We start from the raw sequence: 13,956 nt of genomic DNA on the forward strand, positions 1-13,956 counted from the left end.
ATATGTACGCATTCGACTATCAACGGCCGGACGAGGCGCAAGCGGCGGTGGCCGCGCTCGCGGCGAACGGCGACGCCAAATATCTCGCGGGCGGCCAGAGCTTGCTGCCGACCATGCGTTTGCGGCTCGCACAGCCGTCGGCGCTCGTGGATGTGACGCGCATCGCGTCGATGAAAACCGTCACGCTGGATGCCGGCAAGCTGACCATCGGCGGCGCGATGTGCCACGCGCAAGTCGGCGCGAACGCGGACGTGAAACGCGCGCTGCCGGGCTTGGCCGACCTGGCGAGCCGCATCGGCGACCGACAAGTGCGCGAGCGCGGCACCATCGGCGGCTCGCTCGCCAACGACGACCCCGCCGCGTGCTATCCGTCGGCGGTGCTCGCGCTCAACGCGACCATCGTGACGGACCGCCGCCGCATCGCCACCGACGACTTCTTCCTCGGCATGTACGAGACCGCGCTCGAACCGGACGAACTGATCACCGCCGTCGAGTTTCCGCTCGCCGAGCGCGCGGGCTACGAGAAGTTTCGCAATCCCGCGTCGCACTTTGCGCTCGTCGGCGTGTTCGTCGCGAAGCACGCGGACGGCGTGCGCGTCGGCGTGACCGGCGCGGCGCCTTCAGCATTCCGGCCGACCGAACTGGAAGCGGCGTTGTCGAAGGACTTCTCGGTGGCGTCCGCGCGCAGCGTGACCATTTCCGCCGACGGCCTCAACGACGACATGCACGCGAGCGCAGCCTACCGCGCGCATCTGATTCCGGTGCTCGCGGGCCGCGCGATCGAACGCGCGCTGTCGTTCTCGGCGTGATGATCGACGAACCGGCTTCCATCGACGAGACGCTCGCGCGCCTGCGCGAGCAGCAGTACTTCGCGAGCCGCGAACTGGCGACGGCGCTTTTTCTCGCATTGAAGATGCAGCGCCCGCTCTTTCTGGAAGGCGAGCCGGGCGTCGGCAAAACGGAACTGGCGAAAGCGGCGGCGGGCTTGTGCGGCACGACGCTTTTGCGTCTGCAATGCTACGAAGGGCTCGACACGGCGAGCGCGCTGTACGAATGGGACTATCCGCGTCAGATCATGGCGCTGCGGCTCGCGGAAGCCGCGGGCGAAACGCCGTCGAACGATTCGCTGTATCGCGGCGAGTTTCTGCTGAAGCGGCCGCTCTTGCAGGCGTTGTTGCCCGATCCCGCGAAGGCGAATGCGCGGCGCGTGCTTCTGATCGACGAGATCGACCGCGCGGACGAGCCGTTCGAAGCGTTCTTGCTGGAACTGCTGTCGGACTTTCAGGTGTCGATTCCCGAGTACGGCACCGTGCGCGCGGCGCGGCCGCCGCTCGTGATCATGACGTCCAACCGCACGCGCGAAGTCCACGACGCTTTGAAGCGCCGCTGCCTGTATCAGTGGATCGGCTATCCGGCGCGCGACGTCGAACTCGATATCGTCGCGGCGCGTGCGCCGGAGGCCGGCGCGGCGTTGCAGGCGCGGGCCGTCGCGTTCGTCCATCAGTTGCGCACGATGGACTTGTTCAAGGCGCCGGGCGTCGCGGAAACCATCGACTGGTGCCGCGCGCTCGCGGCGTTGTCGGTCTCCGAACTCGATCCGCAATCGGTGCAGGACACGCTCGGCGTGCTGCTGAAGTATCAGGACGACCTCGCGCGCATGGACGCCGCGACGCTCGCGCAATGCCTTTCGACGGCGCGGGCGTGACCATGCCACCGTTCGCGCGCAACGTCGTGCACTTCGTGCGCTTGCTGCGCGGCGCGGGGCTCGGCATGTCGCCGGCGCAGGCGGTCGATGCGCTCGACGCGCTGCGCTTCATCGACCTCGGCCGGCGCGACGACGTGCGCGCGGCGCTCGCGTGCCTGCTGGTTCATGCGAGCGACGAGCGCGAGATCTTCGACTCGGCGTTCGACCTGTTCTGGCGCGATCCCGATTGGGAAAGCAAGCTGCGCGCGCTTCTGCTGCCGAAGATTCAAAGCGCTGCGCCGCCGCCGAAGCGCAACAACCGTCTCGCCGATGCCCTCGCCACGCGCACCGACACGCGTGAAACGCCGCCGCCAGAAGCGCAGGCCGAAGAGACGCACGCGCGGCTGTCGTTCAGCGCGCAAGAGCGCCTGAGTCATCGCGATTTCGACACGCTCACCGCCGACGAATGGCGCGCGTTGCGGCATCAGATTCGCGCGCACCGGCTGCCGCTCGCGACCGAGCCGACGCGCCGGCTCAAGGCGGCGTCGCGCGGCACGCACGCGGACTTGCGCGCGAGCGCGCGGCAAGCGGTTCGCGCGGGCGGCGACTGGTCCGTGTGGAAGTATCGCGCGGCGGTGGAACGCAGGCCGCCGCTGGTTCTGCTGCTCGACATCTCCGGTTCGATGAGCGCGTATTCGCGCGCCGTGCTGTACTACTGTCACGCGCTTCTGCAATCGCGCGAGCGCTTGCAGGTGTTCCTCTTCGGCACGCGGCTCACGAACGCGACGCGCGCGTTGCGCGAGCGCGATCCCGATGTCGCGGTGACCGCGCTCGGCGAACAGGTCGCGGACTGGTCCGGCGGCACGCGCATCGGCGCGGCGCTCGCGGAATTCAACCGGCGCTGGGCGCGTCGCGTGCTGACGGGCCGCGCGACGGTGCTCATCGTCACCGACGGGCTGGATCACGAGGCCATCGACGTGCTCGATGCCGAAATGGCGCGGCTCAGGCGCTTCGCGCATCGGCTCGTGTGGCTCAATCCGCTGTTGCGATTTGCCGGCTTCACGCCGCGCGCACGAGGCGTGCGCGCGATCCTGCCGCACGTCGACGCGATGCTCGCGGCTCACAACCTCGACAGCCTGGCCGCTGTCGGGCGGGAAATGGCGGCGCTTTCCGCGCGCGGCGCGCCCCGAATGCCAGGAGGACACACGCAATGGAACTGACCGAAACGCATACCTTGCCGGTGCCGCAGGATCGCGCGTGGGAGGCGCTCAACGACACGGCCATGCTCAAAGCCTGCATCCCGGGCTGCGACAGCATCGAAGCGGACGGCGAAAATGCCTATGCCGTCGGGATGACTGCCGCTGTCGGCCCGGTCAAGGCACGCTTCAAGGGACGCATGGAACTGACGGATATCGACGCGCCGCATACCTATACGATCGTCTTCGAAGGACAGGGCGGCGCGGCAGGCTTCAGCAAAGGCACGGCCAAAGTGAACCTCGAACCCGGCGAGGACGCGGACACGACCAAGCTCACCTACAGCGCGCACGCGCAGGTGGGCGGCAAGCTCGCGCAGATCGGCTCGCGGCTCGTGGACGGCGCAGCGCGTAAGATCGCGGGTGAGTTCTTCAAGCGTTTCGGCGCGAAGTTGCAGGGCGCAGGCGAAGCGCAGCAAGAACAGAACGGCGTCGCGGACGAACCGGCCGACGCCGACAAGGAAGAGAAAGGAAAGAAATCATGGACAGCGTGGATCTCGAAGTCCTGAAGAACAGCGCGCGGTGGCTCGAAGAAGGGCATCGCGCGCTGCTGGTCACGGTGGTGAAGACGTGGGGCTCGTCGCCCCGGCCCGAAGGCGCGATGCTCGCGGTGCGCGACGACGGCCATGTGGTCGGCTCGGTGTCGGGCGGCTGCATCGAAGACGATCTGATCGACCGCGTGCGGCAGCGGGGCATCGAGCAGTCGAAGCCGGAAGCGGTGAAATACGGCATCAGCGCGGAGGAAGCGCATCGCTTCGGATTGCCGTGCGGCGGCACCATCCAGCTCGTGCTGGAGCCGCTCACGCGCGAGAGCGGCATCGCGGAACTGTGCGCGGCAGTGGAAAGCGGGCGGCTCGTCGCGCGCACGCTCGACATGGCGACGGGCGCCGCGCGCCTCGAACCCGCGCAGGCGACCGACGGCGTGCTCTTCGACGGCGCGAAGCTGCTGACCATTCACGGTCCGCGCTACCGGATGCTCGTGATCGGCGCGGGGCAGTTGTCGCGTTATCTGTGCAGCATCGCGGTCGGGCTCGACTACCAGGTGACCGTGTGCGATCCGCGCGAGGAATACACCGACGAGTGGGACGTGCCGGGCACGACCATCGTCCGCACCATGCCCGACGACACCGTGATGGACATGAAGCTCGACGAGCGTTGCGCGGTGATCGCGCTCACGCACGATCCGAAGCTCGACGATCTCGCGCTCATGGAAGCGTTGAAGACGCCGGCGTTCTATGTCGGCGCGCTCGGTTCGCGGCGCAATAACGCGGCGCGGCGCGAGCGGCTGAAAGAGTTCGATCTCAGCGATGCCGAACTCGCGCGGCTACACGGACCTGTCGGCATCTATATCGGCAGCCGGACGCCGCCGGAGATCGCCGTATCGATTCTCGCCGAAGTGACGGCGGCGAAGAATGGCGTGTCGCTGCCGGAACTGCTGCAAGTGGAAGGCGCGAAGGCGGCGCGCGAAGTCGCCGGAAAAGGCGAAGTGTGCGGCGTGTGACGGCCGCACGATAAAGCGCCGCCGTTGCCGCTTACATCAGCCCGCACACGATCATCGCGACGAGCGACACCGTCACGATCGCCGCGCCCGCCGTGCGCCGCTTGTTGAGCTCGGTCCACAGCAGCACGCCCGTGAGCGACAGAAGAATCAGGCTGCCGGCGAGCGTGTCGATCAGCAGCACCCAGCCGACGCTCAGGCCGACGCCTTTGTGAAGGTTCGTCAGCATCGCGAGGAAGGTGTTTTCGGTGCGCTTCACCGAGACAAAGTTGTTGCCGACCCAGTACTCGGCCATCACGCTGCTGCCGGGCGATGAAATCATCGTCGACCATTGTTCGGGCTGCATCGTGCTCTTGTCGCCCCAGCCGACGGGATGCGCCGGCTCGCGCCGCGTGCGGCCGACGTTGCCGTCGAGTTTCAGTTCCTTCTTGAGCCACATGCCCATGTCGCGCGGCGATTTGAAACCGCCCGCGGGCAGCGGAAGTTGCATCTGCGACACCTGCGGCTCGCCGGTCGAGACACGCAGCGGCGGCGCGCGGTGGTTGAGCAAAAAGCCGGTCACGCCGAATAAAAGCCCGAGCAGCGCGCCCCATAAGCCGACCCAGCCGTGAACCTTGCGCAGCCATTTCAGAAACGTCGAGCGGCGCGAGCGGTTCTTGCGCGCGGCTTCTTCGGCGTCGTTCATGGGGCGTCCTTGCGGACGGTGTCGATCGGTGCCGCTCGTCGGCGGCGGGGTGAGGGTGTCAGGCGCGTTCAAGCGTCTCTCCGGAGTCGGCGGGTTCGTCGGCAACGCCACGCCCTAACCGACGCGCGGTCGGTCACGGCGAGCAAAAGAGAATCGTTATCATTGCACGCCGAAACGCCTGACACAATGCTTTCTGGCGGCGTAAAGACGCCGCTTCGTCACCAAAAATTTCAGACGGGCCAGAGCGGCCCTTCCTGCATCGCGCCGATCTGCTCGCGCAACTCGAGGATGCGGTCTTCCCAGTAACGCTGCGTGTTGAACCACGGAAAGGCGGCGGGGAACGCGGGATCGTTCCAGCGGCGCGCGAGCCACGCGGCGTAGTGGATCAGCCGCAACGTGCGAAGCGCCTCGATCAGATGCAACTCGCGCTCGTCGAAGTCACAGAAATCTTCGTAGCCTGCGAGCAAGTCGGAGAGCGCACGCGACGCTTCGGCGCGGCCGCCCGGCAGCAGAAGCCACAAGTCCTGAATCGCCGGTCCCATGCGGCTGTCGTCGAAATCGACGAAATGCGGGCCCGCGTCCGTCCACAGCACGTTGCTCGGGTGGCAGTCGCCGTGCATGCGCAGATGCCGCACGTCACCGGCGCGCTCGAAGCATTGCGCGACGCCGTCCAGCGCCATCGATACTGCGCGCTCGTAGGCTTCGCGCACGTCGTCGGGCACGAAGCCATGCGTCAGCAGGAACTCGCGCGGCTCAAAGCCGAAGGTTTGAATATCGAGCGTCGGCCGCTCGCGATACGGCTCGATGCCGCCGACGGCGTGAATGCGCCCGATAAAGCGTCCGAGCCATTCGAGCGTTTCGCGGTTGTCGAGGTCGGGCGCGCGGCCGCCGCGCCGGTCGAAGACGGCGAAGCGAAAGCCTTCGAATTCGTGGAGCGTCGCGCCTTGAAGGACGCGTGCCGGAACCGCCGGAATCTCGCGCGCGGCGAGGCTCGCGACGAACGCGTGTTCTTCGAGAATCGCTTCATTCGACCAGCGCTCCGGCCGATAAAACTTCGCGATGACAGGTGGCCGGTCTTCGACGCCCACTTGATACACGCGGTTTTCGTAGCTGTTGAGCGCGAGCAGCCGGCCGTCCGTGCGCGCGTCGGCGGTCATGAGCACGCTGTCCACGGCGTCGAGCACGCGCTCGGGCGTGAGGCCGGCGAAGGGCGGCGCGGCGTCGGAAGCGGGGACGCCGGCGGAGTCGGAAGGATTTGAGTTCATTCCGGCATTGTGCGCCTTCCGGCGGCAGGCATCAGAGTCGCTTCAACTCGGCGCTCGGGTCGCCGGCACAACGCCGCTCAATGAACGACCGAGTTCGACGGGCGCACGATATCGCCCGTATCGATCAGGTCTTCGAGAAAGAACGGCTCCGTGTTCAGGAGCTTCGTGACGCCGGGCTCGCCCGCGTACCACGCGACCATGGCCATGTCGCCGAGAATGCGCATGACGATGCCGCGAGCGCCGTGAGGCACGGCAATATGCACGGAGCGGACAATCGAACCGATTTGCATGATGAAACCCCGTTTCCATGCCGGCTCGATGAGACGCCGGTCATATGTTCCAACAGCACGCGCTTGCGACGGCGCGTGCACCAGACAATCGCCGCGTCTTTGTTGCGGGAAGCGCGACCTGCGCGGCTTTCATGAACGATTGTGCGCTTACTTTAGCCTATGGCAACGCGCAAACGCGATGCCCAATGCCGCGATATGTTGCCCAGCGCAGACGTTCGACGCTTGTTTGCTGTCTGCGGCACATGGAATGCGCCGCTGCATCCGGCAAAACCCTGACGGACGGCGTATCGTTGAGGGTTTCGGTTTTAAGCGGAGACTTCATTCGTGAACGCATCACCCGCGCCGCAGCGCAAGGATGTGCCGCCCGCGCCTGCGGATCTTTACCTCGAGCGCGGCTCGCGGGCCTACTGGCGCGCTTCGCTCGCGTTGCTCTTCGCGGGCTACGCGACCTTTTCGCTGCTGTACTGCGTGCAGCCGCTGCTTCCCGAATTCACGAAGGGCTTCGGCGTCAGCCCGGCGGTCAGTGCGCTCGCGGTGTCGGTGAGCACGGCGGCGTTGGCCGTCGCTATTTTCATCGCGGGATTCGTCTCGGAAAGCTGGAGCCGTCATCGGTTGATGACGCTGTCGCTGCTCGCGTCGTCGGTGCTGACGGTCATCGCGGCGCTGCTGCCGAACTGGCACGCGCTACTTTTCGTGCGCGCGCTCGAAGGCTTCGCGCTCGGCGGCGTGCCGGCCGTCGCGATGGCCTATCTCGCGGAAGAAGTGCATCCCGAAGGACTCGGCCTCGCGATGGGCCTCTACGTCGGCGGCACGGCGATCGGCGGCATGGCCGGGCGCGTGATCAGCGGCGTGCTCGCGGACTTCTTCGGCTGGCGCGTGGCGATCGGCGGCATCGGCGTGCTCGGACTGCTCGCGACGCTGGCGTTCCGGTCGCTGCTGCCGCCGTCGCGACGCTTCAAGCCGCGGCGCGGCGTCGGGTTCTCGCATCACCGCAGTTCGCTGGTCGGGCATTTGCAGCACGGCGGGCTGCCGTTTCTCTTTCTGACCGGCTTCGTGCTGATGGGCAGCTTCGTCACGGTCTACAACTACGTCGGCTATCGGCTGCTGGGCGCGCCGTTCGGGCTCAATCAGACGCAGATCGGCGCCATCTTCACCGTATATCTCACGGGCGTGGTCGCGTCGCCGTGGTCGGGCAAGATGGCCGATGTCTTCGGCCGCGGTCGCGTGCTGATCGCCGCGATCGTGCTGATGATGACCGGCATCGCGCTGACGCTTTCGATGTCGCTGCCGGTGATCATCGGCGGAATTGCTTGCCTCACGTTCGGCTTCTTCGCGGGACATTCGGTGGCGAGCGGCTGGGTCGGCCGGCTCGCGACGCAGGCGAAAGGTCAGGCCGCCGCACTGTATTTGCTGGCGTATTACCTGGGATCGAGCCTGATCGGATCGTATGGCGGGCACTTCTGGACCGGCTTCGGCTGGCCGGGCGTGGTCGGGTTGATCGCGGGACTGCTCGTGATCGGCGTCGCGGCTGCGGCGTATCTGAACGGCCGCGAACGGGCGCTGATCCGCGCGCCGTCGAAAGCAGAATGAAATCGGACGAAACTAAGGGTTTTACCGCGTCCACTTAATAACGCGGGCTGCGGAGCCTTCTGTCACAAGGCTCCGGCGTTTTCAGCGAACCCTGTTTCGCGACGACGGCGCAACGCGCTTTCTCCCGCCGCCTATACTCGAATCGTCGATGCGCACATTTGCGCCGGCACGATTCGAGCAAGAAAAGCAGGACGATGGGAGACGCACCATGACGTATTTCACGATCGGCGATTTCATTCTGGTCATCCCGATGGCGCTTGCCGGCGCGCTGTTCTTAGGCGCCATTCCGTGCGCATCGCACTTCAAGAACAATGTGCTGCGAGCGTGCGGGGCGCTCGTCGGCGTGCTCGTCGCGTTCCTGCTGGTCGAGGGCTTGCCCGCGCTGATATGACGGCGCGCGGCGTGCGCCGCGCGCGTTCGCTACTTACAGGTGCTGGCCGAGGAACGTCAGCGTGCGGCCGTGCGCGAGCGCCGACGCCTTCGCGTTATACGACGCGCGATCGCCGCAGTTGAAGCCGTGATCGGCGGCCGGGTAGACGTACAGTTCCGAGTCCGCGCGGCCGGCGAAGCGCTGGCGCACCGCATCGACGGCGTCGGCGGGAATGTGCGCGTCGAGTTCGCCGTAGTGGAACTGGATCGGCGCTTTCACCTGATCAGCCTTATCCAACTGATTCTGGATGCCGCCGCCGTAGTACGCGACGGCCGCATCCACCGAGCCTTGCGCCGCCGCGAGATACGCGAGCCGGCCGCCGAAGCAATAGCCGATCGCGGCGACCTTGCCGCTCACTTCCGGCAGCGCGCGCAACGCCTTGGCAGCGGCGCCGACATCCGCGACGGCCGAATCCACGTCGGTCTTTTGCAGCAGTTCCATCGCCTTCTCGCGATCCGCGCCTTCGTACCCGAGCTCGACGCGCGGCTGCGTGCGCCAGAAAACGTCGGGCGCGAGCGCGACATAGCCATCGGCGGCGTATTGATCGGCGACACTGCGGATATGCGCGTTCACGCCGAAGATCTCCTGCAGGATGATCACGGCAGGCCCCGTCCCCGTCTTGGGCAGCGCGAGGTAGCCCTGGAAGCTGCCGCCGTCGGCGGGAATGTCGATCCATCGGGAAGTCACGGTTACGGTCACGTCGATGCTCCTTGCTTGGTTGACTATAAGAACGCAGGCGAGTGAGTTTGCCAGCTTTCCCTTTCAGCCGCCTAAGCGCGGTCAGTCGTTGGCGGGAAGCAGGCACGCGGATTGACCGGGCAGGCGATTTTTAGAGGCGCATGCCTAAAGCCAAGCGTTAAACGGCTTTTGAAACCGGCTAATGGCGACGCGCGGCGCGCGATTATCGGCAGAGTGGCAGAGGACGTAAAGGCCGGGCCGAAACCCGCATCGGTTGGGCCTCGCGGCGCAATCGCCACCACAAACGGGCGGCGTTCTCAACTGGCCGTTAATCGGTAGTCACACCAGTATCTTAAAAAACTTCCCTAAATTAATTTGACAACCCTACACTTCTCGCGCGGTGCGGATGGCGGCTGCCACAAACAGCCGGCCGGAAGGACTTGCCAAGTGCAATATGATGCATCCGGCGTGGTCGTCCACGGGACTGAGCGATCGTGATGAAAGACGGGGCACAGGGCGATTACGTTGTTTTTGGGACCGAAACTGGAGACTTACATGAACACCAAGCTTCACAAAGTGTTGCCGATCAGCGCCGCAGCCGTGCTGTTCGCTACGTTGGCAACGTCCGCAGCAGCCGACCAGGTCGTCAAGATCGGTCACGTCGCTCCGCTGACCGGCGGTATCGCTCACCTGGGCAAGGACAACGAAAACGGCGCGCGGCTCGCAGTCGAAGAGATCAACGCGAAGGGTCTCACCATCGGCGGCCAGAAGATCACCCTGCAACTGGACCCGCAAGACGACGCAGCCGACCCGCGTACCGCCACGCAAGTCGCGCAGAAGCTCGTCGACGACAAGGTCGTCGCAGTGGTCGGCCACCTGAACTCCGGTACGTCCATCCCGGCATCGAAGATTTATAGCGACGCGGGCATCGTCCAGATCTCGCCGTCCGCAACGAACCCGACCTACACGCAGCAAGGCTTCAAGACGACGTACCGCGTCGTCGCGACCGATGCGCAGCAAGGCCCGGCGCTCGCGAACTACGCAGCGAAGAACCTGAAGGTGAAGAGCGTCGCCGTGGTCGACGATTCGACCGCGTACGGCCAGGGCCTCGCGAACGAGTTTGAGAAGACCGCGAAGTCGCTGGGTCTGAAGGTCGTTTCGCACGACGCGACCAACGACAAGGCCGTCGACTTCCGCGCGATTCTGACGAAGATCAAGGGCGAGAACCCCGACGCCGTGATGTACGGCGGCATGGACGCGACCGGCGGCCCGTTCGCCAAGCAGGCGAAGCAGCTCGGCCTGCGCGCGAAGGTGCTCGCGGGCGACGGCGTCTGCACGGAAAAGCTGGCTGACCTGGCCGGCGACGCGACCGATAACGTCGTGTGCTCGGAAGCAGGCATGGCGCTGGAGAAGATGGAAGGCGGTCAGGCATTCGCTGCGAAGTATCAGAAGCGTTTCGGCCAGCCGATCCAGATCTACGCGCCGTTCACGTATGACGCCGTGTACATCATCGTCGACGCGATGAAGCGCGCGAACTCGGTCGATCCGGCCAAGATCCTCGCCGCGATGCCGAACACGGACTACAAGGGCGTGATCGGCCAGACGACCTTCGATTCGAAGGGCGATCTGAAGCACGGCGTGATCTCGCTGTACGACTACAAGGCAGGCAAGAAGACGCTGCTCGACGTCGTCAAGATGTAATTGCGGTTGGGCGTGAGCCCGGGAAGAACGCGCGGACCTTCGAAAGTCCGCGCGTTTTTTTATATCTCCAGGCGCCTGAGGATGCGCGGACCGATCAGCGCGATCGCCGCGCAGCACGCCGCGACGACGCACAAGCCGATGGGCAACGTGCTCACCTGCGCGACGCCGCCAATCAGCACCGGCCCGAGCAGCAAACCGAAGTACGCAAGCCCCGCGACCTGCGCGAGCCCTTCGGCGGCCGTCACGCCTTCGACGCGCGCCGCCGCCGCGAAGAGCACCGGCATCATGTTCGCGAGCCCGAGGCCCATGAGCGTGAAGCCCGTCATCGTGACGAACGCGTTCGGCACGACGAGCGCCATCACCATGCCGACGAACGCGAGCCCCGCGCTGCCGAACACGAGCTGCGGCGCGCCGAAGCGGGCGCGCACCGCATCGCCGCCGAAACGCCCGGCCGCCATGCCGCCGGAAAATGCGGCGTACGCGGCGCTCGACAACGAAGGCGACGCCTCGACGACATCACGCATATAGACGGTGGCCCAGTCGTACATGGCGCCTTCCGCGATCAGCGCGACGAGCGCGAGGCCGCCCAACGCCCACAGCGCCCCCGAGCGCCAGCGATTCGACGACGACGCCTTCGCGTGCGCCTCGTGATGCGGCACGTGCGGCAGCACGGACGGCATCGAGGCCAGCAGCACGACGAGACTCGTGCCCGCCGCGAGCGCCAGGTGCGCCGCCGGCGCGAGCCCGTGCGCGAGGAGCGTGCCGCCGATTGCCGCGCCCGCCATCCCGCCGATGCTGAACATGCCATGCAGCGACGACATGATCGGCCGCCCGAGCGCTTCTTCGACGGCGCTCGCTTCGGCGTTCATCGCGACATCGAGCGTGGCCATGCCCGCGCCGAACACCGCGAGCACGATCAGCAGCAGCCAGAAAGACGGCACGACGAGAATCAGCGCGCCGCATGCCGTCATCGCGATGCCGCCCGCCATGCACGCCGTGCGCGTGCCGGCGCGCGCGATCCACGATCCGTTGGTGATCATCGCGAAAATGGAGCCGCCGGCGACCGCGAACAGCGCGAGCGACAACATGCCGGGGCTGAGCGCGAACTTGTCGCGCACAGTCGGGACATGGACGCCCCACGACGCGTACATCATGCCGGCGATGAAGAAGACGGCCATCGTGGCATAGCGGGCGCGCTGGCGCGTGGCTTGAGGGAGACTGCGGTGCACCGCGAGCGATGGGTTGGACTCGCGGGTGGAAGAAGCGGAAGTCGAGTCGGACACGGTTGAGCCGTTGGAAAAGTGGCGCGCGGCGGCAATGACGTGGGACAACCGCCGATCATGCCGCCTTTCGCGAGAGCTTACGATTCTATCGAACGGCCAGGAGACACGCTGACCGCGCTGATTTACCATTTTCGGCAGTTCACTTGTCGACCTCTTTTCATGAATATCCCGCCGCAAGCGCCGCTTCATTTGCTGCATCGTGTTTCGGAAGGAACGCTCGCGACTCATTCGCGCGATCCGGCCGGCTTTCCTTATCCGACTGCATTGCCATTCGCGCTTACCGCGCGTCATGCGCCGATGTTGCTCATCAGTCACCTCGCGGAACACACGCGCAATCTTCAAGCCGATCCGCGCGCCGGCTTTCTCGTCGCGCATGCCAATGGCGCAAGCGTCCTGGAAGGTCAGCGCCTGACCTTGCTGGGCACGTTCGAACCTGCGGCAAAATCGGATCACGAACAACTGGCGCGGCGATATCTGCGCTATCACCCGGATGCGGCGCGTTATCTGGCATTAGGCGACTTCGCTTTCTGGGTACTGTCGACAGAGCGCATGCGCTATATCGGCGGCTTCGGGGCGATGGGCTGGCTCGACGGAAATGAAATCGATCCTCTGGAACCGTTGAGTGACGACGAAGAAGCCGCGCTGTGCGCATTCTCCGACACGCTTGCAAGCCGGCCCGCCGACATCCGATTATTGGGGATAGACCGGTATGGCTGCGATTTGCTTGATTCAGGCGCACGCAATCGTTTTACGTTTGATAAACCCAAGCTGAGTGCAGAAGAACTGAAAGCCGCGCTCATAGACTGTTTCGAACGCCATGCATAGAGCGCCTTGACACTTCTGCGGCGCTTTACGCTGTGCCTGAGCCACGAAACTGCGCGAGAAACTGCCATCTGATGCGAATTTTGATGCGTTGGAGGGGTGGTGTTTCCGTCTCATGCCATTCTCACGCGCATCGGACAGTGAATCCGGCGATTTTGGCCAGTGCGCCGGCGTTCAGAAACGGCGCGCGAGTCGGCAAATGTTACGAGTAATTAGCCAATACAATTAATCGCAATCCGTCTATGCCGCTATTTAGCGGAAATGTGTTAATCTGCGATTCAGTCCGAGGCTATACTGATAACCGAAGAGCGAGCACTCGACTCGCAAGCCAATACACCACTTAGGGATTTGCCATGCCTTCATACAAGGAACTGCTCGCACAGCGCGAGTCTCTCGAGCGTCAGATCGAAGAAGCGAAGTCGCGCGAATACGCCGAAGTACTTAATGAGATCAAGCAGAAAATGGCCGATTACGGCATCACGCTTCAGGAATTGGCCGGTGGCCGGGGTGCGAAAGCCGCTAAGGCATCACGCAGCCGCACGGGTGTCGCGCCGAAATACCGCGATCCCGAGAGCGGCAGCACCTGGTCCGGCCGCGGTAAGCCGCCCAAGTGGATTGCGGGTCAGGATCGCGATAGTTTCCTGATCGGCAAATAAGTCACGCTTCAGTCGAAACATGAAAAGGCCGCGCCCAAAGGCGCGGCCTTTTCGTTTCCGCCGCGCTATTCTTTCACTGCAATCAGTTAATCGTTCGGCGAGAATGCGTCGCGTTATTAAG

15 protein-coding genes are annotated in these 13,956 nt (G+C 65.1%); 10 read left to right on the top strand and 5 right to left on the bottom strand.

Annotated elements, in window-relative coordinates; all coding sequences use genetic code 11:
• Positions 1 to 2 precede the first annotated feature (2 nt).
• From JYK05_RS13475 to JYK05_RS13495, 5 genes are read left to right on the top strand one after another with little or no spacing between them, the layout of a single operon-like run.
• The gene (locus tag JYK05_RS13475; protein ID WP_206467294.1) at positions 3 to 809 is read left to right on the top strand and encodes a xanthine dehydrogenase family protein subunit M; all 807 of its coding nucleotides are present in this window, start codon (positions 3 to 5) and stop codon (positions 807 to 809) included.
• Positions 809 to 1,705, top strand: coding sequence for a MoxR family ATPase (locus tag JYK05_RS13480; protein ID WP_206468297.1), 897 nt, complete (start codon positions 809 to 811; stop codon positions 1,703 to 1,705). The genes JYK05_RS13475 and JYK05_RS13480 overlap by 1 nt, the downstream gene beginning before the upstream one ends.
• Positions 1,681 to 2,904: a VWA domain-containing protein gene (locus JYK05_RS13485; RefSeq protein WP_206467295.1), complete on the top strand. Its 1,224-nt coding sequence runs from the start codon at positions 1,681 to 1,683 to the stop codon at positions 2,902 to 2,904. Before JYK05_RS13480 ends, JYK05_RS13485 begins: the two co-directional genes overlap by 25 nt.
• Positions 2,895 to 3,446: a CoxG family protein gene (locus tag JYK05_RS13490; RefSeq protein WP_175938799.1), complete on the top strand. Its 552-nt coding sequence runs from the start codon at positions 2,895 to 2,897 to the stop codon at positions 3,444 to 3,446. The genes JYK05_RS13485 and JYK05_RS13490 overlap by 10 nt, the downstream gene beginning before the upstream one ends.
• Entirely contained in the window at positions 3,419 to 4,438 is a 1,020-nt protein-coding gene (locus JYK05_RS13495) for an XdhC family protein (protein WP_206467296.1), read from the top strand. The genes JYK05_RS13490 and JYK05_RS13495 overlap by 28 nt, the downstream gene beginning before the upstream one ends.
• 31 nt (positions 4,439 to 4,469) lie before the next feature.
• On the opposite strand, the gene JYK05_RS13500 is transcribed toward JYK05_RS13495, so the two are convergent.
• The 3 genes from JYK05_RS13500 to JYK05_RS13510 all read right to left on the bottom strand — a co-directional run bounded on the left by JYK05_RS13500 (position 4,470) and on the right by JYK05_RS13510 (position 6,675).
• Positions 4,470 to 5,192, bottom strand: a complete 723-nt coding sequence (locus tag JYK05_RS13500) for a PepSY-associated TM helix domain-containing protein (protein WP_206467297.1) — start codon at positions 5,190 to 5,192, stop codon at positions 4,470 to 4,472.
• Positions 5,193 to 5,350: 158 nt separating this feature from the next.
• A complete protein-coding gene (locus tag JYK05_RS13505; RefSeq protein ID WP_206467298.1) occupies positions 5,351 to 6,385 on the bottom strand; it encodes a serine/threonine protein kinase in 1,035 nt (344 codons plus the stop codon).
• Positions 6,386 to 6,462: 77 nt separating this feature from the next.
• A complete protein-coding gene (locus tag JYK05_RS13510) occupies positions 6,463 to 6,675 on the bottom strand; it encodes a hypothetical protein (protein ID WP_175938808.1) in 213 nt (70 codons plus the stop codon).
• A 324-nt stretch (positions 6,676 to 6,999) separates the two neighbouring features.
• Between JYK05_RS13510 and JYK05_RS13515 the strand changes: the two genes are divergently transcribed.
• Together JYK05_RS13515 and JYK05_RS13520 are read left to right on the top strand one after the other, a co-directional pair.
• Positions 7,000 to 8,265, top strand: coding sequence for an MFS transporter (locus tag JYK05_RS13515; RefSeq protein WP_175938810.1), 1,266 nt, complete (start codon positions 7,000 to 7,002; stop codon positions 8,263 to 8,265).
• A 208-nt stretch (positions 8,266 to 8,473) separates the two neighbouring features.
• A complete protein-coding gene (locus JYK05_RS13520; protein WP_175938812.1) occupies positions 8,474 to 8,656 on the top strand; it encodes a hypothetical protein in 183 nt (60 codons plus the stop codon).
• A 33-nt stretch (positions 8,657 to 8,689) separates the two neighbouring features.
• On the opposite strand, the gene JYK05_RS13525 is transcribed toward JYK05_RS13520, so the two are convergent.
• A complete protein-coding gene (locus JYK05_RS13525) occupies positions 8,690 to 9,394 on the bottom strand; it encodes a dienelactone hydrolase family protein (RefSeq protein ID WP_206467299.1) in 705 nt (234 codons plus the stop codon).
• 534 nt (positions 9,395 to 9,928) lie between these two features.
• On the opposite strand from JYK05_RS13525, the gene JYK05_RS13530 reads away from it, so the two are divergent.
• Positions 9,929 to 11,074 (top strand): branched-chain amino acid ABC transporter substrate-binding protein, encoded by a 1,146-nt coding sequence (locus JYK05_RS13530; RefSeq protein WP_159837420.1) that lies wholly within the window; start codon positions 9,929 to 9,931, stop codon positions 11,072 to 11,074.
• Between the two features lie 59 nt (positions 11,075 to 11,133).
• Here the strand turns inward: JYK05_RS13530 and JYK05_RS13535 are convergent, their stop codons facing one another.
• Positions 11,134 to 12,357 (bottom strand): MFS transporter, encoded by a 1,224-nt coding sequence (locus JYK05_RS13535; RefSeq protein ID WP_241269811.1) that lies wholly within the window; start codon positions 12,355 to 12,357, stop codon positions 11,134 to 11,136.
• Between the two features lie 159 nt (positions 12,358 to 12,516).
• Here JYK05_RS13535 and JYK05_RS13540 point away from each other — a divergent pair, with 159 nt between their 5' ends.
• Together JYK05_RS13540 and JYK05_RS13545 are read left to right on the top strand one after the other, a co-directional pair.
• Complete coding sequence (locus tag JYK05_RS13540; RefSeq protein WP_175938818.1) at positions 12,517 to 13,182, top strand: HugZ family protein; 666 nt, start codon at positions 12,517 to 12,519, stop codon at positions 13,180 to 13,182.
• 350 nt (positions 13,183 to 13,532) lie between these two features.
• Positions 13,533 to 13,835 carry an H-NS family nucleoid-associated regulatory protein gene (locus JYK05_RS13545; RefSeq protein ID WP_159837423.1) on the top strand — a complete coding sequence of 101 codons (303 nt, stop codon included), beginning with the start codon at positions 13,533 to 13,535 and terminating at the stop codon, positions 13,833 to 13,835.
• Positions 13,836 to 13,956: the final 121 nt, after the last annotated feature.

It is taken from the genome of Caballeronia sp. M1242 (genome assembly GCF_017220215.1).
In the GTDB taxonomy this organism is placed as follows: Bacteria; Pseudomonadota; Gammaproteobacteria; order Burkholderiales; family Burkholderiaceae; genus Caballeronia.

Bases quoted from the DNA above. Each gene is read 5' to 3' on its own strand.
- JYK05_RS13475 (WP_206467294.1), top strand. From the start codon at position 3: ATGTACGCATTCGACTATCAACGGCCGGACGAGGCGCAAGCGGCGGTG.
- JYK05_RS13480 (WP_206468297.1), top strand. From the start codon at position 809: ATGATCGACGAACCGGCTTCCATCGACGAGACGCTCGCGCGCCTGCGC.
- JYK05_RS13485 (WP_206467295.1), top strand. From the start codon at position 1,681: ATGCCTTTCGACGGCGCGGGCGTGACCATGCCACCGTTCGCGCGCAAC.
- JYK05_RS13490 (WP_175938799.1), top strand. From the start codon at position 2,895: ATGGAACTGACCGAAACGCATACCTTGCCGGTGCCGCAGGATCGCGCG.
- JYK05_RS13495 (WP_206467296.1), top strand. From the start codon at position 3,419: ATGGACAGCGTGGATCTCGAAGTCCTGAAGAACAGCGCGCGGTGGCTC.
- JYK05_RS13505 (WP_206467298.1), bottom strand. From the start codon at position 6,385: ATGAACTCAAATCCTTCCGACTCCGCCGGCGTCCCCGCTTCCGACGCC.
- JYK05_RS13510 (WP_175938808.1), bottom strand. From the start codon at position 6,675: ATGCAAATCGGTTCGATTGTCCGCTCCGTGCATATTGCCGTGCCTCAC.
- JYK05_RS13520 (WP_175938812.1), top strand. From the start codon at position 8,474: ATGACGTATTTCACGATCGGCGATTTCATTCTGGTCATCCCGATGGCG.
- JYK05_RS13530 (WP_159837420.1), top strand. From the start codon at position 9,929: ATGAACACCAAGCTTCACAAAGTGTTGCCGATCAGCGCCGCAGCCGTG.
- JYK05_RS13540 (WP_175938818.1), top strand. From the start codon at position 12,517: ATGAATATCCCGCCGCAAGCGCCGCTTCATTTGCTGCATCGTGTTTCG.
- JYK05_RS13545 (WP_159837423.1), top strand. From the start codon at position 13,533: ATGCCTTCATACAAGGAACTGCTCGCACAGCGCGAGTCTCTCGAGCGT.